The organism is Candidatus Chlamydia sanziniae, assembly GCF_001653975.1.
GTDB lineage: Bacteria > Chlamydiota > Chlamydiia > Chlamydiales > Chlamydiaceae > Chlamydia > Chlamydia sanziniae.
Genome location: NZ_CP014639.1, coordinates 178,032 through 197,000 on the forward strand (window position 1 = coordinate 178,032; position 18,969 = coordinate 197,000).

An 18,969-nucleotide genomic window follows, 5' to 3' on the forward strand; every position below is an offset into this window, starting at 1 on the left:
AAGATTATAACTCACTAGGATTCCGCTATATGCATTACATCCAATTTTGGAGACTCATATTTTTTTCTCTAAGTATTCAAGTATCGTATGTAATAGCGAACGAGGTATTCCTTCCTTTATCGGGAATACACTCAGGAGAAGATCCTCAACTATTCACCTTGATTAGTTCTTCTCCAAATCAAACTACATATTCCATTCGCAAAGACCTCATACTCTGTGATTTTCCAGGAAAATTCTTTCATAAACATGGGGGTGCTTTTCGTAATTTACAAGGAGAACTTGTCTTTACTAACGCGACTCCTTTTGCCACTCTTACTTTTCGTAATCTTTGTTTAGGAGCTCAAGGAGTGGGAGTCTTTTCTCACAACAATGTTACCTTTAAAGGTCTTCGTTCTCTAACTGCGGATAACAACGAGAGCCTTGGTGGTGTGCTGAGTTCAGAAGGCGATCTGTCATTTTTAAAGAATCACCGTATGTTGTTCCAAAATAATATAAGCTCCGGTTCAGGAGGAGCTATCCTTCTTTCTGGGACTAAAACACATATGCTTCTATTCCAAGGTCAGCAAAACACCATAGCCTTTTTGAATAACAAAGCTCTGACAACAAATAGCTTAATGGATATTTGTTCGGGAGGGGCTGTTAGCAATACTACCCCTGGGGGGGAGATCACTTTTACTCATAATGCAAATATTTTATTTCAAAATAATGAAGCAGTATTCGGTGGAGGATTGTCCAGTCATCAAGGCACTGTAATGTTCTCTAACAATCTTCTCCCGATAATTTTTTTAGATAACCAAGCACAGTCAGGAGGGGCTATCTATGCTTCCCTTTGCCACTTCTCCTCGCAGCAAGGACCTATATTCTTCACTAACAACAAAGCGCAAAACTCTGGAGGGGCGATTCACGCCACCACAGTTTTATTCGAAGATAATGACGCTCCTATTGTCTTTGAAGGAAACTCAGCAACAAGAGGGGGGGCGATAACGACAACCTCATGTCACCTGACTGCAAAACAGTCTATGCGTTTTATAAACAACACCGCATTTAACACTAACGGAGGCGGGGCAATTTATTTAGAAGGACCTGGCACGCGGTTATTTTTGCATGCACATTGCGGCGATATAGAATTTTACGGCAATACAGTAGTAGAAGAGCATAAACAAACTAAAGAAAAAAACAATGCCATTTTTATTAAAGGTCATCCTCATTCTATTTCACTAAAAGCAAGTCAAGACCATCGTTTAGTTTTTTATGATCCCGTGGTTATGACAACATCAAGCTCCTATCCTTTACACATCAATGACTTTAAAGACAATGGGCCTGCGGGGAATGTCATTTTCTCTGGGGCGCGTCTCTCTCCCCAACAACTAAAAAATCAGGAGAATAAAACCTCGATCTTCAACCAGCCTGTACACTTACATTCCGGAGTTCTTTCTATAGAGGGTGGAGCCATTCTTGCTGTGCAAGAATTTTCTCAATACGGAGGAGTAGTAACGCTTGGGCCTGGTTCTTTGCTAACCACTTACAATAATGATTCTAAAAAAAGTATTGCAATTTCTCATTTTGGATTTAATTTAGAGAACCTTAATTCTAATCTTCCTGCAGAGATCCGAGCACCCGGACCGATCATTATCCGGTTTTTAGAGAAGCCTGAGATTTATGATCCTTATAGAATTTTTTATGAAAACCATGAACAAGCTTCTAAAACTTATGAACTTGCTGTTGTTATAAAATCTAAAAAAGTAGTGACAGCCCCTTCCCATCACTCGGCAGGCAGTGATTTGCCCATGCCTTATGTAATCCCTAATTCTCCGTATACAGGATATGGTTATCAAGGTTCATGGAGCTTCTCATGGTCTTTCCAAAACGATACGAAGAAGAAAAAAACCTTAAAAGCTTCCTGGCATCCTACAGGCGAGTTTATCCTCAATCCTGAGAGGATAGGTAAACTTGTTCCTACAACCCTGTGGTCTACTTTTTCTGGATTACATGCTACTTATAATGCAGTTATAAATAATTATCTTAATAACAATGTAGTAATTCCGGTTAAACACCTAAGTATCTTTGGAGGTCCTATCTCGAGTCTTGTAGAACAGTCGGACTCTAGCAATAGTTTTTCTTTAAAACATCAGGGTCATACTGTCGGTTTACGCTTGCCCTTCTTTTCTGACACTATACTTTGTGCTGCTTTCTCCCAACTCCATGGTTCTTCATCACAAAAAAATATCCCAGCGAAAATCCATTCTCATACGCTATTAGGAACCTTAGCGTTAACAAAAAATTGGCGTTCGTTATCTCTGAGATCTTCGCTTAGTTATACTGAAGATTCCCAAGTGATGAAACATCCTTTTCAGCATAAAGGGACCTCACGAGGTTCATGGAGAAATTATGGTTGGGGAGGAACTGTAGGCATTTCCTACGCCTATCCTAAAGGGATTCGCTGGCTTAAAATTACTCCTTTTATAGATCTTGATTATACAGCCTTAACACAAAATGCTTTTGTTGAAACAGGTTATGATCCTCGTTACTTCGCTTCTTCAACACTATGCAATGTCTCTCTACCTACAGGGATCGCTTTGGAACTTCGCCTTTTTGGAATGCATTCCTCAGCTCTTATTCACATGAGTATGGCCTATATCAAAGACTTACATAGAACTTCTCCTAGAACATCAGCTTCTCTAGTATTAAATCAGCATGCGTGGGAAGTTCCTAGTATTTCCGTAGGTCAAGAAGCGATCAATGTGAAAGTTCATAGCACAGTCAAATACAAAGCCCTCACGATGTATTTAGGAATTTCGAGCACACAACGTGAAGGGAACAATCTTGCTACCGATGCACATGCGGGTCTTTCCTTAAGCTTCTAAGGTACTATAGGATACATGTGTCGAGAGAAATTGACGGTCAACATGGGAGCAACTTTTAGTTTTGCTTTGACTTAAAGTCTTTGTGACTCCTAAAGTTCTCTACATCTGCTTCTCTCCTTCTATCTTTATCCCTTGCCTAATTTACTCATCTGATTTATCTAACGTTTATCAAGTCTGTGAATCTATCCTATAGGTTTTGTTCTATGAAGTGGCTATCAGCTACAGCTGCTTTTGCTGCTATAATCCCTGCACTCACTGCACTCACTGCTTTCGCTGATCCCAAAGCTGTAGAGCTAAATACAAATCATGTGGGGTCAGAGAATAGTTCTTCGGATGAAGCATTAACAACCTTCACTCAGAAAACGCAAGACTCAACAGGAACTACTTACACAGTCGTTGGCGATGTAAATTTTTCAACATTCACCAATATTCCACCTCCTGTTACAAATACGACTCCTCCAGACAGTTCTAGTAAAACTAGTGACAGTAAAGAGAATAAAGCTAGTGGTAGTGAGACGAGTAGCAGTGGTGGAACTGGCGGTGATGGAGCGAGTTCAAGTAGTACTCCCACCAGCAGGATAATGTACTTTGTGCCCAGATTTCCTACCTTCTTAATGACACAAAATAATCTAGTCGGCACGCTTTTTGCAAATACAGACCCCTTCTATTTTGTTTCTGCTATACGCACTCTAGGACTTGTGGACTCTACTCCTACTCCCGCTCCTTCTACTTCTTCTACTCCTTCTCCTACACTCCCTACCCCACCTAAACCACCTAAAGGAGGAGGAGCTTTTTATAATGATCAAACAAATGCTCCTATTACATTCGTAACTAACTCAGGAAATCCAGGATCTCTGACATGCAACACTATCTCAATGACGGGACAAGGAGCGGCGATTTATTCTAAAGGTCCTGTAACATGCGTGGGATTAAAGAATCTGACATTCACGAACAACCTCTCTCAACAAGCGGGGGGTGCCATATACACAGAATCTACATTAACCCTTTTGAATATTCTTGAAATGATTAACTTTACTTCAAACCGCGTGGTTGTTCCTGCACCTCCTGCTGCACCTCCTGCTTCGTCTTCTCCGTCATCATCGTCGCCTTCTGCTGTTGTTTCTGTATTTACGCTTAAGAGTGAGGTGGAAAAAGAAAAATCTGCTAGCGTTACTGAGTCTACGTCTCCTGTGTTAACTCAAGAAACTGCAGGAAATGGGGGAGCAATTTACGCTCAAGGTTCTTTTCTCATTTCGAAATACAAAGACATGACTTTCAAGTCTAACTCAACGAGTATTGACGCAGGAGTTACCGTACCTACCAATGTGATTGGGGGTTCGGGAGGGGCTATTTTTTCTGTAGACACTTTAATCATTGAAAAGAGCACAGGAAATACTCTTTTCACTTTAAATTCTGCATCAGGTTCTGGCGGAGCTATCTATGCAATAAAAGCAATCACTTTAGATGCACTCAACGATGTAAGATTTCAAACCAACACAGCGCAAAATCAAGGTGGAGCCATCTATGCAACGGATGCTCTAACAATTAGTAATAATGAGCTTCTTATACATTTTTCTGCAAACAAAGCTAAAGGAGAGGGCGGAGCTATCTATGCTAAGACTTCCGCCACCTTCTCTGATTTAATAGAAGTTCGCTTCCGCACAAACAAATCAGGGAATTATGACACTGTTATTGCTCCTATTCTACCTAAGACTGAGAAGTCAAGCAGTTCTAGTGATAGCAGTGCGGTTAGTGGTGATAGTGGTGACACAGGAACAAAGACGCCTCAAGGCGGCGCTATGTACGTCACTAAAGACTTGAAAATTTCCGGCATTACATCAATTTTTGAAGTAAGTAGCAATGAAGCTCAAGATATGGGCGGTGGAGTCTATATTGGCGGGACATTTTCCTGTTCAGATTCTTACAGAATACAATTTACCAAAAACACGGCAAAAAAACAGGGAGGAGGATGCTATTGCGGTGGAGATGTAACTCTTAAAAATCTCAAAGGAAAAACACTATTCCAAAGCAATACGAGTGAAGAAAACGGTGGAGGCTTATGTCTCGCCAACAATAAATCTGTAACTATGGAAACTTTGGAAAATTTCTGTTTAGATGCCAATACTTCTAAAAAAAGTGGCGGAGGCGCGTATATTCCACAGAACTGCTCACTCACGCATCCCAACCCAGACTCGAAGGCTCTGATTCAACCTGTCTATGGTGCAGCTACGATCACAGGGAATACCGCCACAGAAAATGGAGGAGGAATTTATACCAAAAATGCATCGTTTTCTAACTTAGCTACTGTAATTCTAGATAAGAACGCGGCTACAAAATCTGGAGGAGGTTTATACACCCAGACAGACACCGACAAGACGGATTGTTCATTCACTTACATTATTACCGTTGCGATTACAAATAACACTGCAGGCGATAATGGAGGAGGAATTTATAGTCAAAAGGTAGGGTTCGAACGTATTGATAATCTAATCATTGAAAGCAATTCTGCCAAGGAAGGCGCGGGGTTATACGCAGGAAATACTCTAACGATAAATAAGATTGAGACTGGACGATTCTCTCAAAACAAAGCAACAATGAATGGAGGAGCCATTCATGCAAATGCGATCACTTTAAGCGAACTTCCTGGGGACTTCACAATTGCTAATAATGTAACTGAGTCAGATGTCGTTACTGCGCCTGTAGAGACTGCCACCGCTATGTATGGAGGTGGGTTATACTCAGCCTCTACGGTTATGCTCAAAAACATCTCTGGCACCTTCTTTTGTACTGGGAACAGAGTTTCCAATACGGGAACAACACAGGATGTTGATCTACAAGGTGGGGGTATCTATGCAAAAACTTCATTTACCTTAGAAAATTGTACCGGGAATCTTGCTTTTAGCAATAATTCTGCCGTTACGAAAAAAACCTCAACGAAGAAACAGATTGCTGGTGGAGCGATTTATGCTCCCACAATCAAGATCTCAGCTTGTTCTCAACCTTTAAACTTTTTGAATAACTCTGCACACTGTACAACCACGACACCTTCGACAGAGGCAGCAAATAAAGACAGTTTTGGAGGAGCACTTGCAGCCACAACGTCCGTAATGATTTCCAATAACGCTGCATTGATCTTTCAAAATAACTATGCAGAAATCGGTGGCGCGATTGGTTGTCTTGGACCCAATGGGAGTGATGGAATTGTTACGCTGAAAAATAATGGTTCCATTCTCTTTAATGGGAATTCAGCTTTAAAGCGTGGCGGAGCAATTTATGCCTCTACCTTGACCATTCCCAGTGGAAATGTTGCCTTTGTTAATAATACTTCAAAATATGATGGCAGTGCAATTTATTGTACTAAAGCTTTAGACCTTACTGCAGGTTCTATGATTATTTTTGAAAACAATAAGGTCACAGCAGCTCAATCTCAAACTAATGGAAGCACTAAGACGAATAACTTAGGAGCAGCAATTTATGGAGAGAATGCTACCAATGATGTTCCCGTCAAGTTAACAGCAAAGAGTGGTAGCATTATCTTCCGAAACAATCAATGCACTGCCAATGGCGGAACAAAATATTGCGGTATTGCAGGAAATGTTCAACTATCTCTTAATGTAATGAAAGCAAATACTATAGCTTTTTATGATGCTGTAAATATCTCAACAAAAAATGCCAATGCCCAAACTCTCGATATTAATAAAACAATTGACAGCACGGAATACGAGGGTACGGTGATCTTTTCTGGAGAATACCATGAAAATAAATCGTATATTCCACAAAAACTTACCTTCCACAACGGCACATTTATTTTTGGGAAAAATGCAGAACTTAATGTTGTCTCCTTCACACAACAACCGAAGACTTCCATTATTATGGGGCCGGGTACTGTGCTTTCCAATCATGAGAAAGAGGCTGGAGGCATTGTATTAAATAATGTCACCTTGGATTTCAGTGATCTTGTCCCTTCGGCAAAGAATCTTTCAGAAACGGTTGCTCCTCCTACATTAAGACTTGTCAATCGAACAACACCCGCAACCACTCCTCCCGGGGATAGCATTACGATCACAGGAACAATTCATCTTCTAGATCCCACGGGTGTGCTCTATAACAATCCCTATTTTGGAAAGAACCGCGAAGTCACTTTGTTTAATATAGAGAACAAAGGTGCGGGGACTGTGACTGCTACAAACGTGCAAATCGAAGGGAATCTTGGGGCTAAAAAGGGCTACCTAGGAACTTGGAATTTGGATTCTTCTTCCATAACATCTAAGATAATTTTGAAATGGACCTTTGATAAATACCTGCGTTGGGAATATATCCCTAGAGATAACTATTTCTATACCAATTCGATTTGGGGCGCACAAAACTCTTTGGTTGCTGTAAAGCAAGGTCTCTTAGGCAATATGTTAAACAATGCAAGGTTTGATGACGAGGCCTTTAATAACCTTTGGTTCTCAGGAATTGGATCATTTTTAAGAAAAGAAAAAACAGAAAAGAGTCCCACTTTCTCTTATCACAGCCGTGGATATACTATAGCGATGGATGCCAAGCCTCGTCCAGAATTTATTCTCGGAGTTTCTTTTAGCCAAGTTTTTGGTCATTCTTACTCTGCGACAAGTCTAAACAACTACCACCATAAGGGTTCGGGGCATTCCTACCAAGTTTCCTTATACTCTGGAAAGACATTCGCTATGCCCTTTCTTCCTCGGCCGCTACTATTTCAAGGGCTTGTCACTTACGGATACATGAAACACGATACAACAACTTTCTATCCCTCTATAGATGAAAAAAACGTAGCGAATTGGGACAATTTAGGATGGCTTGTCGATTTACGTTTAAATATAGACCTCAAGGAACCTTCACCAAAATCTACAGCAAGGTGTACCTTTTATACAGAAGCGGAATACACAGGAGTCCGCCAAAAAATGTTCACGGAGTTGGATTATGATCCTAGAAAATTTGAAGCCTGTGCGTATAAAAACCTTGCCCTCCCTACGGGAGTCGCTGTGGATGGTGCCATATCAAGCTATAGTATTGTCATGTACAACAAGTTAGCTGTTGCCTACCTTCCTATTTTGTATAGGAACAAACCTATATCCGGGTATCAAATACTTTCTACAGGAGAGACAGGACAAGTCAACGGAGTCATCCCTACGAAGGATGCTGCTCGTGTAGAGCTAAGTAATCAAACGTATTTGGGTTCTTACTGGACTCTCTACGGGACATATACTCTAGATGTTTCCTTTAATACCTTAATTCAAATGGCCAATGGGGGGATAAGGTTTGTCTTTTAGATTAAGATACGGAGAGAGTGGGATTCGAACCCACGGTACGGGTTAACGCACACACGCTTTCCAAGCGTGCTCTTTAAGCCACTCAGACATCTCTCCATAAGTTAAGATTTTTTCAACAAAAGAAGCCTCCTGAGAAGATATCGTAAGATCTCTATTTTTATCAACAATGGTGTCATTACCAAAAAATTTCTACAAAGTTTCATACTTCTTAGCTATTCGTTCTTTATTAAAATTGTCCTCCAATAGAATAATGGATTCCTTCATAGAACCTTTTTGTCATGCGTAAGATTTTATTTTTTATTTTTTTTATCCTTTGTTCACTACAAGCTCATAGTCATAACGGTACAGAAAAACCTCAGTTACTTGTAAGTTTAGTTCCCTATAAATTCCTTGTTGAACAAATATCTGCTGAGACATGCTCTGTTTATTCTATAGTTACCAACCATTATGATCCGCATACCTACGAACTCCCTCCGCGCCAGATGGAGGAGCTCCGACGCGGAGAACTCTGGTTTCGTATAGGAGAAGCATTTGAAAAAGCATGTGAAAAAAACTTAACCTGTGAGCAGATAGACCTCACACAAAATGTCTCCCTTATTCTGGGGAAAAGTTGCTGTTCTGAGCACGTGATGAATTATGATACTCACATCTGGCTAAGTCCTAAAAACTTAAAAATCCAAGTTCAGACTATTGTGAGTGCGTTAAGTAAAAAATATCCTCAATACGCTGCTCTATATGAACACAACGGGGCCGAGCTTCTTATCTCTCTAGATCTGTTAGATCGGGAAATACTCTCGATTATTTCCAAAGCGAAACAACGCCACGTTTTAGTATCCCACCCAGCATTTGGTTATTTTTGTCGGGACTACAACTTTTTCCAACATTACATTGAGAAAAATAACCATAGCGATCCCTCGCCTAAAGACATTGTCCAAATATTTAAAGAAATTCGTCAATATGAGTTCTCTTCGATAATTCTTCTTGAATATGCAGGACGACGTAGTAGCGCTATGCTTGCGGAGCGTTTTCACATGAATTCTATTACTTTAGATCCCTATGCTGAAAATGTGATTGTTAATTTACGAACCATAGCGACAACTTTTGCTAGTTTATGACAATACAAATTCTTGCTAAAGAACTTGCCTTTCTCTACCAACCCCGGGGACCCCACATTATTCATGGCGTGTCTTTCTCCGTTTATGCAGGTGATTTTATTGGCATTATTGGTCCTAACGGAGGGGGAAAAAGTACTTTAATTATGCTAATTTTAGGTCTACTCCACCCTACTTCAGGGACACTGCAGATCTTCTCTTCTAAACATCCCCGTGTGCAGGTAGGGTGGGTGCCCCAATACTTTTCTTATGATATGAATTTTCCTATTTCTGTTAGAGATGTTGTTCTTTCTGGCCGTCTATCTAAGTTACGTTGGCATGGAAAGTACTGCAAAGAAGACTTTGCAGCTGTCAATGAGGCTTTGGCAATCGTAGGCTTATCTAATCACCACAATTGCTGCTTTTCTCATTTATCTGGGGGGCAGATACAACGCGTCTTGTTAGCAAGAGCTTTAACCTCGCATCCTGAAATTTTAATCCTTGATGAACCAACAACAAATATTGATCCTGACAATCAACAAAGGATATTAAATATTTTGAAAAAGTTGAACACCTCATGCACCATTCTTATGGTTACCCATGATCTGCATCATACTACAGATTATTTCAATCAAGTGTTTTACATGAACAAAACCTTAACAGCCTTAACAGATACTTCAGCACTTATGGATAAATTTTGTTGTCATCCCTCTAAATACAAGGCCAATTTATGATTTCTTTTGAAATTCGGGAGTGTTTTTTTTTTCTGTTATTTCCCACTTTCTTAGCAGCTTTGGGAGCGTCTATTGCAGGAGGTGTCGTAGGTACCTACATTGTTGTGAAACGTATAGTATCGATTAGTGGTAGCATTTCCCACGCCATCCTAGGAGGTATAGGCCTGACATTATGGATACAATACCGCCTACATCTTTCCTTCTCACCCATCTATGGAGCTATTGTTGGAGCAATTTTTCTTGCCTTATGTATTGGCAAAATCCATTTAAAATACCGGGAACGTGAGGATGCTCTTATCGCCATGGTGTGGTCTGTAGGCATGGCTATTGGCATTATCTTTATTGCCAAGCTCCCCACTTTTAATGGAGAGCTTGTAAATTTTCTATTTGGGAATATCTTATGGGTGACTCCTCATGATCTCTACAGTCTCGGTATCCTAGATCTTGTTGTGCTCATTACGGTAGCTTTTTGTCATTCACGTTTTCTTGCTTTATGCTTTGATGAAAAGTACATGGCATTGAGTCACTATTCTGTGAAGACATGGTATTTCCTATTACTCATTCTCACTGCCATTACCATTGTAATGTTAATGTATGTGATGGGGACGATTCTCATGTTGAGTATGCTTGTTCTTCCCATTGCGATAGCGTGTAGGTTTTCCTATAAAATGACTCGAATTATGATGATTGCTGTATTTTTGAATATCTTTTGTTCTTTTTCTGGGATTTGCATTGCCTACTGGTTAGATTATCCTGTAGGGCCTACAATAGCTATACTTATGGGGATTGGTTATATTGTCAGTCTTTGTTTGAAAAAACGGTGCAATTCCGTGGTCCCCTCTCCTGTAAGTCCTGAAATTAATACAAACGAATAAGCTGGAAAGTGTTCTTGAAAGCTTTTCAAGAGCTCTTTTTGTTCATCAGGAAATAACTCGTCAATTTTATTTAAGGCCACAACCATATTTTTCTTTATAAAATCTGGTTCATACGAAGACAACTCATCAATTAAGATTTGGAAATCTTTCTCTGGAGTCCTTCTTTCTTTTCCTGAAATATCTATGACGAAAAGTAAAAGCCTCGTCCTTTCAATATGTCGAAGAAAGTTCAATCCAAGGCCTTTATTTTGGTGAGCTTTTGCAATAATTCCAGGAATATCAGCAAGAATCCAAGGCTTCTGACACAGCGTATCCTGACAAGTAACGAGTCCAAGTACGGGTCGGAGCGTAGTGAATGGATAGGCGCCGACTTTAACTTCTGTATGAGCGAGGTAGTTGAACAGTGTAGACTTTCCTGCGTTAGGGAATCCCACAAGTCCGATATCTGCAATCAATTTAAGTTCGAATGTGACTAGCCGTACTTCTCCAGGTTTTCCTGGGGTCGCTTTGGTAGGAGCTCGGTTTGTAGCAGTTTTAAAGAAGGTATTTCCCTTACCCCCCTTACCACCTCGGCTAATCATAAGACGTTCGCCTTGGGTGGTGAAGTCGTAGAGGATCTTTTGGGTTTGGGCGTCTCTTAGGAGGGTTCCTTCTGGAACAGTGATGACAAGATCTTTGCCATTACGTCCTGTTTTGTTGTTACTCGCTCCTGCTTGGCCATCACCAGCTTTAAAGAAGCGTACGTTTCTATAAGCTTCAAAAGATTGGACATGAGTTACTGATTCAATAATTATTGAACCACCTGTTCCTCCATTACCTCCATAGGGGCCTCCTTTAGGAAGATACTTTTCCTTCCTCCAGGCCACAACGCCGTTGCCACCTTTACCTGCACGCAATTCCAAAGTAATTTGATCTACAAACATCTGTTCTACTGTATTCTGTCCAAAAAGAAAAAAGCTCCATTTTATGCCCGAGCAAAAATAGAGCTTTTCTATGTTATTTGAAAGTCGTAAGGAGAAGGATTTATGCCCGTTCAGGAAGAATAGATATATAAGTACGGTTTGTTTTCTTCATGACTACAATACCATCCACTAAGGCAAACAAGGTATCGTCACGTCCTCTGCCCACATTGTGTGCAGGAGTCCATTTTGTACCTCTCTGGCGAACTAAAATACTTCCTGTGGAGACTTTTTGGCCTGCACCCACTTTAATTCCTAAACGTTTTGATTTTGAATCTCTACCGTTACGGCTTGCTCCTTGACCTTTTTTATGTGCCATAATTCAACACTCTTTCATTTCTTCTTATATCATTAACTTATTGATCTTGACTCTAAGATACTTTTGACGATGACCGAGTTTACGATGATAATTTTTACGTTTTTTATACTTATAAGCAATGACCTTTTCCCCTTTCGCGTGGGAAAGATATTCTGCTACCACTTTAGCATGTGCAACTGTAGGTTTTCCTATAGCAACTTGTCTACCGTCAAAGGCAAACAGGACCTCTTCAAAAATGATTTCCTTGCTCTCAGCAATACTATCTAATAATTCTACATCAATCACATCGCCTGCACGCACCTGATATTGCTTGCTTCCCGTCTGGATTATGGCGTAGGGTTCCATGAATTCTTTTCCTTATGATTTTTCTTACTTAGAACTAAGCACTACTTGCTTAAATACTTTAACAAACTGAGAGATTATACAAAACATAAAGTCCTAAGTTTTAAGTAAAAACAAGCGGACAGATTGGAGTTAACCAATTATGGCCAGAGCCGGGGTCGAACCGACGACACAAGGATCTTCAGTCCTCTGCTCTACCAACTGAGCTATCTAGCCATTTGTACAGGGCCATCATAAGGTAACATTTGGTTTAATATCAATGGGATTCCTATTTAGAAAGTTCTGTTTTGAAAATTATTTTTATATCACTTACTTAAAATGGAGGACGTGTTGTATTTGTACGAAGGTGAAAATTTCTCTATAAGCTTTTTCTTTTATGATTCTGATAGATGCGTGAATTCTCCGAATTTTGTAGTATGTTTTATGCAAAGAAACTTTCTTATCTGTAAATAAAAAATTAAGATAGCACAGAGATATTATGGCGTCAGATCCTACCCCTACCTTACCTAAACCCCAATGGATTTATCGTATTGGCATTGGCCAAGACAGCCATCGGTTTCTTTCGGAGAGCTCTGCTAAGCCCTGCATTTTAGGAGGTGTCATTTTTGAAAACTGTCCAGGGTTTCAGGCAAATTCTGATGGAGATGTCATTTTTCACGCCATTTGCAATGCCATTTCTTCAGTAACCAATAAGATTATTTTAGGGCAAGTTGCTGATGAGCTGCTTCAAACTCGAGGCATTACCGATAGTGGTATCTATTTAGATGAAGCTTTAAAATCGCTTATGCCCCATCAAAAAATTTCACATCTTGCCATTACTATTGAGGGAAGCCGGCCTAAATTTCTTCCAAAGCTTGCTGCTTTACGACAAAGCATTGCCAATGCGTTAGAAATACCTTGGAATGCTGTTGGTATTACTGCGACTTCTGGTGAAGGCTTGAGTGATTTCGGTTGTGGTGATGGAATTCAATGTTTTTGCATTCTTACTGTAATGGAGTATTGTGGTCAGTAGACATCAACGACATAACGCCGGTCTTTCGCTAAAGAAGCAAGAACTTCTTTACCCAAAATACTTTCAAGAGTGCGTTTGATTTCTATGCCGAGAATTTTACGTCCGCAAACAAAGAAGTATCCTTCTTGTCTGTAGGCCTCTCGAATCCAGTCTTTTTGTTTTTTAACAATATCTTGGACGTAAATCTTATGGTCTCTATCTCGAGAAAATGCCAAAAAAAGTTTTAATGCGTCTTGTTTTATGGCAGAGTTCCAGAATTCTCTATAATAGAAGTTTATTTTTTCTTCACGCTCACCGAAGAAAAGTACGTTGGTTCCAGGGTCTTTTTGGGAAAGTCGCTGTTCCAAAAAAGCTTTATATGGAGCAATTCCTGTTCCAGCTCCAATCATTACGAGAGGTTTCCCCTGTGTTTCTTTAGCCAGGGTGAAATGCCGTGTCGGTTGAATAAAGATGCGGGCAAAATCTTTTCCTGGTCTTAGTTGATTACAAAGATAAGAAGAACAGACACCTGAACGTTGTTCATTTTTTCCTGAATAAGACACGTGTCTAACAAGTAGTTCTATTGTGGTAGGAGAAAGTATTGGAGACGAAGCTATGGAATAGAAACGTGGGAGAAGAGGTGCGAGACTTTCTGAAAACAACTGTGCAGGAATTTGAGGAGAGTATTCTTGGATAGCATCGTAGAGTGTGGTCTTAGGATCTAAATGAGGAAAGAACGCGGAGAGTTTAGCGGGTATCTTGTTAAGATCTACATAATCTTTAAGAAATTGTATTATAGGGAGTTGTTTATTATCTTTTTCTGAATAAACAAGAGTGTTGGGAGAATAGCGGAGAGCAGTTAAAACTTTCTCTAGGGTGTTAGGAGTATTTTCACAAAGGACTCCAAGTGTGTCGCCTACTTTATAAGACAAGGTAGTGTTCGTGGTATCAAAGACTAGACGATAGACAGGGTCAACTTTAGGAGAAGAGTCGGGCTCTGGACAAGAGATCTGTTCACGTAAGATTAGAGGGGCGGGTTGCGTTTTGAATTTTTCCTGTAAATACATCTCCCTAATCGAGTATACTTTTAAGCAGCTTTGATTTTAATATCGACGCCTGCGGGGAGTGCTAGCATTTTTAAAGCATCAATAGTTTTTCCTGTAGGATCCAAAATATCTACAAGACGCTTATGCGTGCGGATTTCAAATTGTTCTCTAGATTTTTTATCTACGTGAGGCGAACGCAACACAGTATAGACTTCTCGTTTTGTTGGTAAGGGAATGGGGCCCACAACACGTGCTCCTGTTCTTTTAGCAGTCTCAACAATATCTGCTGTAGAACGATCCAGTTGTGCCTGGTCAAATCCCTTCAGACGAATACGAATTTTTTGTTTCTGCTGTTTCATATATTCCTTACTTCTTAACAATCTCTTCTTGAATTTTTTGAGGGACCCTAGCAAAAAAGGCGGGTTCCATTGATGATGTTGCACGTCCTGACGTTAAAGACCTTAAAGATGTGGTATACCCGAACATTTCATTTAGAGGGACTTCTGCATTCACTTGAGCCATTTTACGGGAAGATTCTTGTCCCAAAATCTTTCCTCGACGTCGGTTAAGATCCCCAATAACGTCACCTAAATGATCTTCTGGGGTGATTACAGCGACTTTCATAATAGGTTCTAAAATTACGGGTTTTGCTTTTCTACAAGCATCTTTTACAGCCATAGACCCACAAATTTTAAATGCCATTTCACTAGAGTCTACTTCATGATAGGATCCAAATACAATACTTACTTTGACATCGACAAGGCCATAACCTGCAAGTACTCCAGTATTTAAGCCATCTTCGATTCCTTTGATTACTGCAGGAATATATTCTTTAGGGATAACACCGCCAACAATTTTACTGACAATTTCATTTCCTTTACCGGGTTCATTAGGTGTGATTTCAAGACAAACATGAGCGTATTGTCCTCGTCCTCCGGATTGTTTTACATATTTGGTTTCGCTATTTCCATTCAGAGTAATAGTTTCTTTGTAAGAGACCTGCGGTTTTCCTACATTCGCTTCGACTTTGAATTCCCGGATCATGCGGTCACGAAGAATATCCAAATGTAGTTCTCCCATACCAGAAATAATTGTTTGTCCCGTCTCTTCATTTGTTGAAACACGGAACGTAGGATCTTCCTCAGACAGAGCGCTTAATGCTTGTGCTAATTTTTCTCGATCCCCCTTGGACTTAGGTTCAATTGCCATATCAATTACGGGATCGGGAAACTCAATACGTTCAAGAACAATTTCCTGATTTTCGTAACATAAGGTATCTCCTGTAACAGAAAATTTAAGTCCTACACAAGCTCCGATATCTCCAACAGTAAATTCGTCTCTATCTGTACGCTCATTTGCGTGCATTTCAAGAAGTCGAGAAATACGTTCTTTTTTATCTTTTGTTGAGTTAAGGATGGTGGTGCCTTTTTTCAAAGTTCCTGAGTAGATGCGGATAAAGGTGATACGTCCTACATAAGGGTCGGTCATAATTTTAAATGCTAAAGCAGCTAGAGGACCATCTTTTCGCGGTTCAAGAGTAACTTCTTGATCAGTTTTTAAATTAATTCCGCGAACACTCCCTCTATCCAATGGAGAGGGCAACCATTTCACAATTACATTTAGCAATTGTTGCACACCTTTATTTTTAAAAGCTGTTCCGCATAATACAGGGTTAATTTTATTTTCAACGACGCCTTTCCGCATAACGGCATGAATTTCTTCTTCAGTAATAGAATCCGGATCTTCAAGAACTTTCATCATAAAAGTATCATTACTTTCATCTATGGTTGCGAGTTCTTCTAAAAGTATCCCACGAAGTTCTGCACAGCGCTCTTGAAGTTCTTCAGGAATTTCTTTTTCCTCCCATTGAGCTCCTAAGGTATCATCTAGAAAATACAAAGCTTTTTGAGAAATTAAGTCGACCATTCCGACAAATTGGTTTTCAGAACCAATAGGACAATGGACAGCGAGAGCATGAGCACCTAATTTTTCTTTCATAGATTCGACAGCAGCAAAATAATCGGCTCCCATACGATCCATCTTATTCACAAAAGCAATACGAGGAACGTCATATTTATCTGCCTGTCGCCAGACAGTTTCTGATTGAGGCTCGACTCCAGAGACTGCATCAAAGACAGCCACGGCACCATCAAGAACGCGAAGAGAACGTTCGACTTCAATGGTAAAGTCTACATGACCTGGCGTATCGATAATATTAATTTTTGTTTCAAGCCAAAATACAGTGGTGGCTGCTGAGGTGATTGTAATCCCCCTCTCCTGTTCTTGCTCCATCCAATCCATTGTAGCGTCACCTTCATGAACTTCACCAATCTTGTGAGTTCTTCCAGCGTAGAAAAGAATTCTCTCTGTAGTTGTTGTCTTTCCTGCATCAATATGAGCCATAATACCGATGTTTCTAATTGCGCTTAAATCGAATTCCTCGCTGCTCATGAATTTTTCATTCTCTCTTTAGTATGACTCTTAATATTACCACTTGTAATGAGCAAACGCTTTATTTGCTTCGGCCATGCGATGAGTATCTTCGCGTTTTTTAATTGTTGCGCCCTGCTTATTAAAGCAATCGATAAGTTCCGCAGCAAGCCCGAGTTCCATAGATTTTCCAGGCTTAGCTCGGGCATGTTTGATGATCCATTGCATAGCCAAACAATTTCTACGCTCAGAAGCAACTTCAACAGGCACTTGATAGGTCGCGCCTCCAACACGCCGAGAACGTACTTCTAAAATAGGCTTTGCGTTCTCTAAAGCCTCTTCAAAAGCTTCAAGGGTATTTTCAACACTAAGTTTTTTTGCGAAACGCTCTAGAGCAGAATAGACAATTTTCCGTGCTATACTTTTTTTCCCATGCATCATTACCTTATTAATGAATCTTTCTAAGATCACACTTCCATAGATAGGATCTGCTATAATATCGCGTTTTTCAGCACTGTGTCGCCTTGACATACACCTTAACCTCTAACTTCCATGTACCATCTCTTACTTAGGTCGCTTTGCACCATACCGAGATCGGCTTTGTTTTCTATTCTTGACTGCTGCACAATCTAAGGTGCCTCGAACAATGTGATAACGCACGCCAGGTAAATCTTTTACTCTACCGCCTTGAATCAGCACGATACTATGCTCTTGCAGGTTGTGTCCTTCTCCACCAATATAAGCAATTACCTCTTGACCATTAGATAGACGAACCCAAGCTACTTTTCGTAAAGCAGAGTTTGGTTTTTTAGGAGTTTTCGTTTTTACTTGAAGACAAACGCCGCGTTTTTGTGGACATTTTTGTAAAGCGGGGGATTTCTTTCTAACTACGTTAGTTTTACGCTTCTTACGTATCAATTGATTAATGGTGGGCATGTATTCTTCTCGCTTCAACCTCACTACTACAAGTGAGGAAATATAGAGTATGCTTCTCTTTGTTGGCAAGGGCTTATTTTCAATAGAGAGGAACATTCTTTTACTCTAATTTCAAAAAAAATTTAGTCTTTTAATGAAATCTCTCCGGACAAAGAATCAGCACAATGGAGACAGTAGTCTAAAGAACCATGGTTTATGTAGCCAAAAAGGAATCCGGTAATGCGTTCTGTCAAATCTTGATTACATGTAGAGAAGATTTCTTTCCCTTCTTGCAGTATGCGTATAGCATGTTCACTATAGATAAACAGTATGGGTACAGTATGGGAAAGAAGCCGGCTAGCTTTGGCTAAGTCAGGAATAGCAGTGAGAGCTTTTGCAGACTCTTCGGAGAGGAAAAGAACATAAATATCATTTAGGAGAGGCCAGAGGCGATTAAGAAACGTGGAAACGATATGCGGATCATTAAGGTCTAGCATTATATGGTTCTTTTTCTTTTTAGCTTCATGCAAAAAATTTTCTATACTATCGCTAAAGAGGAGGAGTTCTCCATCAATGAGTGCATATCCTTGTGGGACAAGAGACGGGATAAGAAGACGAGTGCTATGAGGTCCAGTCTCCTGTACTGAGTAAAGAAGCGATTCGGGAGAATCAGGGCAATGGAGAATTAATCTTAGGAAATCCATTTTTTTTAGCGCAGGACCGCTTTCAATAAGTATTCCGTCGATATTGTGTATCTCCTCATTACGAATGCATAAAATCCCAAGGCTATTCAGAAGATCTTGAGAAAGATTCAAGGGTTCCTTTCGTTGGATTAGGATGGGTGCGTTGGGGAATGTCTTTTTATAGAGTAGAAATACTTTTTGAACCTCTACTTTATCTCTATGACATACAGTACCAACTTCTATTTGACACTGTTGCATAAAGTCAGGATTGACGTGGAGAATAACATCAATGAAGGGGTTGCCTAAAAGAGTCAAGCGTTTTGGAGATTGCCAAACAAAGTTGTCCATAGCTTTTAAGGAGACAAAACTGGTCAGGAAAGCAGAGCAAAGAGAGAATTTGAAAATAAGACGCAGCATAAAAAAATC

The 18,969-nt window shown here is 40.0% G+C and carries 15 protein-coding genes and 2 tRNA genes; 6 read left to right on the top strand and 11 right to left on the bottom strand.

Going from position 1 to position 18,969, the window contains the following annotated elements:
* Window positions 1–29 precede the first annotated feature (29 nt).
* Complete coding sequence (locus Cs308_RS00695; RefSeq protein ID WP_066481419.1) at window positions 30–2,864, top strand: polymorphic outer membrane protein middle domain-containing protein; 2,835 nt, start codon at window positions 30–32, stop codon at window positions 2,862–2,864.
* 203 nt (window positions 2,865–3,067) lie between these two features.
* Window positions 3,068–8,158: an autotransporter domain-containing protein gene (locus Cs308_RS00700; protein WP_066481422.1), complete on the top strand. Its 5,091-nt coding sequence runs from the start codon at window positions 3,068–3,070 to the stop codon at window positions 8,156–8,158.
* A 9-nt stretch (window positions 8,159–8,167) separates the two neighbouring features.
* Here the strand turns inward: Cs308_RS00700 and Cs308_RS00705 are convergent.
* A tRNA-Ser gene (locus Cs308_RS00705) sits at window positions 8,168–8,254 on the bottom strand.
* Between the two features lie 182 nt (window positions 8,255–8,436).
* Between Cs308_RS00705 and Cs308_RS00710 the strand changes: the two genes are divergently transcribed.
* The 3 genes from Cs308_RS00710 to Cs308_RS00720 are packed head-to-tail and all read left to right on the top strand — an operon-like array spanning window position 8,437 to window position 10,858.
* The gene (locus tag Cs308_RS00710; protein ID WP_066481424.1) at window positions 8,437–9,273 is read left to right on the top strand and encodes a metal ABC transporter solute-binding protein, Zn/Mn family; all 837 of its coding nucleotides are present in this window, start codon (window positions 8,437–8,439) and stop codon (window positions 9,271–9,273) included.
* Window positions 9,270–9,983, top strand: coding sequence for a metal ABC transporter ATP-binding protein (locus Cs308_RS00715; protein WP_066481426.1), 714 nt, complete (start codon window positions 9,270–9,272; stop codon window positions 9,981–9,983). The genes Cs308_RS00710 and Cs308_RS00715 overlap by 4 nt, the downstream gene beginning before the upstream one ends.
* Window positions 9,980–10,858, top strand: a complete 879-nt coding sequence (locus tag Cs308_RS00720) for a metal ABC transporter permease (RefSeq protein ID WP_066481428.1) — start codon at window positions 9,980–9,982, stop codon at window positions 10,856–10,858. Before Cs308_RS00715 ends, Cs308_RS00720 begins: the two co-directional genes overlap by 4 nt.
* Here the strand turns inward: Cs308_RS00720 and cgtA are convergent.
* The 4 genes from cgtA to Cs308_RS00740 form a co-directional block, all read right to left on the bottom strand.
* Window positions 10,774–11,781 (bottom strand): Obg family GTPase CgtA, encoded by a 1,008-nt coding sequence (gene cgtA / locus Cs308_RS00725; protein WP_066481430.1) that lies wholly within the window; start codon window positions 11,779–11,781, stop codon window positions 10,774–10,776. The genes Cs308_RS00720 and cgtA overlap by 85 nt on opposite strands.
* 100 nt (window positions 11,782–11,881) lie before the next feature.
* Window positions 11,882–12,136: a 50S ribosomal protein L27 gene (gene rpmA, locus Cs308_RS00730; protein ID WP_066481432.1), complete on the bottom strand. Its 255-nt coding sequence runs from the start codon at window positions 12,134–12,136 to the stop codon at window positions 11,882–11,884.
* 24 nt (window positions 12,137–12,160) lie between these two features.
* On the bottom strand, window positions 12,161–12,481 hold the full coding sequence (rplU, locus tag Cs308_RS00735; protein ID WP_066481435.1) for a 50S ribosomal protein L21: 321 nt from the start codon (window positions 12,479–12,481) through the stop codon (window positions 12,161–12,163).
* A 140-nt stretch (window positions 12,482–12,621) separates the two neighbouring features.
* Window positions 12,622–12,694, bottom strand: a tRNA-Phe gene (locus tag Cs308_RS00740).
* A 262-nt stretch (window positions 12,695–12,956) separates the two neighbouring features.
* Between Cs308_RS00740 and ispF the strand changes: the two genes are divergently transcribed.
* Window positions 12,957–13,490 carry a 2-C-methyl-D-erythritol 2,4-cyclodiphosphate synthase gene (gene ispF, locus Cs308_RS00745; protein ID WP_066481438.1) on the top strand — a complete coding sequence of 178 codons (534 nt, stop codon included), beginning with the start codon at window positions 12,957–12,959 and terminating at the stop codon, window positions 13,488–13,490.
* Here ispF and Cs308_RS00750 read toward each other — a convergent pair.
* The 6 genes from Cs308_RS00750 to Cs308_RS00775 form a co-directional block, all read right to left on the bottom strand.
* Window positions 13,484–14,536: a flavodoxin domain-containing protein gene (locus Cs308_RS00750; protein WP_066481442.1), complete on the bottom strand. Its 1,053-nt coding sequence runs from the start codon at window positions 14,534–14,536 to the stop codon at window positions 13,484–13,486. The genes ispF and Cs308_RS00750 overlap by 7 nt on opposite strands.
* Window positions 14,537–14,556: 20 nt before the next feature.
* Entirely contained in the window at window positions 14,557–14,874 is a 318-nt protein-coding gene (gene rpsJ, locus Cs308_RS00755) for a 30S ribosomal protein S10 (protein WP_066481447.1), read from the bottom strand.
* A gap of 7 nt (window positions 14,875–14,881) precedes the next feature.
* Window positions 14,882–16,966 carry an elongation factor G gene (gene fusA / locus Cs308_RS00760; RefSeq protein ID WP_066481450.1) on the bottom strand — a complete coding sequence of 695 codons (2,085 nt, stop codon included), beginning with the start codon at window positions 16,964–16,966 and terminating at the stop codon, window positions 14,882–14,884.
* A 36-nt stretch (window positions 16,967–17,002) separates the two neighbouring features.
* Window positions 17,003–17,476, bottom strand: coding sequence for a 30S ribosomal protein S7 (gene rpsG / locus Cs308_RS00765; protein ID WP_066481453.1), 474 nt, complete (start codon window positions 17,474–17,476; stop codon window positions 17,003–17,005).
* 33 nt (window positions 17,477–17,509) lie between these two features.
* The gene (rpsL, locus tag Cs308_RS00770; protein ID WP_066483314.1) at window positions 17,510–17,881 is read right to left on the bottom strand and encodes a 30S ribosomal protein S12; all 372 of its coding nucleotides are present in this window, start codon (window positions 17,879–17,881) and stop codon (window positions 17,510–17,512) included.
* Between the two features lie 122 nt (window positions 17,882–18,003).
* Entirely contained in the window at window positions 18,004–18,960 is a 957-nt protein-coding gene (locus Cs308_RS00775; RefSeq protein ID WP_066481455.1) for a hypothetical protein, read from the bottom strand.
* Window positions 18,961–18,969: the final 9 nt, after the last annotated feature.

What these genes read in the sequence shown, in the direction of transcription:
- Cs308_RS00695 (WP_066481419.1), top strand. Translation starts at nt 30, where the DNA reads ATGCATTACATCCAATTTTGGAGACTCATATTTTTTTCTCTAAGTATT.
- Cs308_RS00700 (WP_066481422.1), top strand. Translation starts at nt 3,068, where the DNA reads ATGAAGTGGCTATCAGCTACAGCTGCTTTTGCTGCTATAATCCCTGCA.
- Cs308_RS00710 (WP_066481424.1), top strand. Translation starts at nt 8,437, where the DNA reads ATGCGTAAGATTTTATTTTTTATTTTTTTTATCCTTTGTTCACTACAA.
- Cs308_RS00715 (WP_066481426.1), top strand. Translation starts at nt 9,270, where the DNA reads ATGACAATACAAATTCTTGCTAAAGAACTTGCCTTTCTCTACCAACCC.
- Cs308_RS00720 (WP_066481428.1), top strand. Translation starts at nt 9,980, where the DNA reads ATGATTTCTTTTGAAATTCGGGAGTGTTTTTTTTTTCTGTTATTTCCC.
- cgtA (WP_066481430.1), bottom strand. Translation starts at nt 11,781, where the DNA reads ATGTTTGTAGATCAAATTACTTTGGAATTGCGTGCAGGTAAAGGTGGC.
- rpmA (WP_066481432.1), bottom strand. Translation starts at nt 12,136, where the DNA reads ATGGCACATAAAAAAGGTCAAGGAGCAAGCCGTAACGGTAGAGATTCA.
- rplU (WP_066481435.1), bottom strand. Translation starts at nt 12,481, where the DNA reads ATGGAACCCTACGCCATAATCCAGACGGGAAGCAAGCAATATCAGGTG.
- ispF (WP_066481438.1), top strand. Translation starts at nt 12,957, where the DNA reads ATGGCGTCAGATCCTACCCCTACCTTACCTAAACCCCAATGGATTTAT.
- Cs308_RS00750 (WP_066481442.1), bottom strand. Translation starts at nt 14,536, where the DNA reads ATGTATTTACAGGAAAAATTCAAAACGCAACCCGCCCCTCTAATCTTA.
- rpsJ (WP_066481447.1), bottom strand. Translation starts at nt 14,874, where the DNA reads ATGAAACAGCAGAAACAAAAAATTCGTATTCGTCTGAAGGGATTTGAC.
- fusA (WP_066481450.1), bottom strand. Translation starts at nt 16,966, where the DNA reads ATGAGCAGCGAGGAATTCGATTTAAGCGCAATTAGAAACATCGGTATT.
- rpsG (WP_066481453.1), bottom strand. Translation starts at nt 17,476, where the DNA reads ATGTCAAGGCGACACAGTGCTGAAAAACGCGATATTATAGCAGATCCT.
- rpsL (WP_066483314.1), bottom strand. Translation starts at nt 17,881, where the DNA reads ATGCCCACCATTAATCAATTGATACGTAAGAAGCGTAAAACTAACGTA.
- Cs308_RS00775 (WP_066481455.1), bottom strand. Translation starts at nt 18,960, where the DNA reads ATGCTGCGTCTTATTTTCAAATTCTCTCTTTGCTCTGCTTTCCTGACC.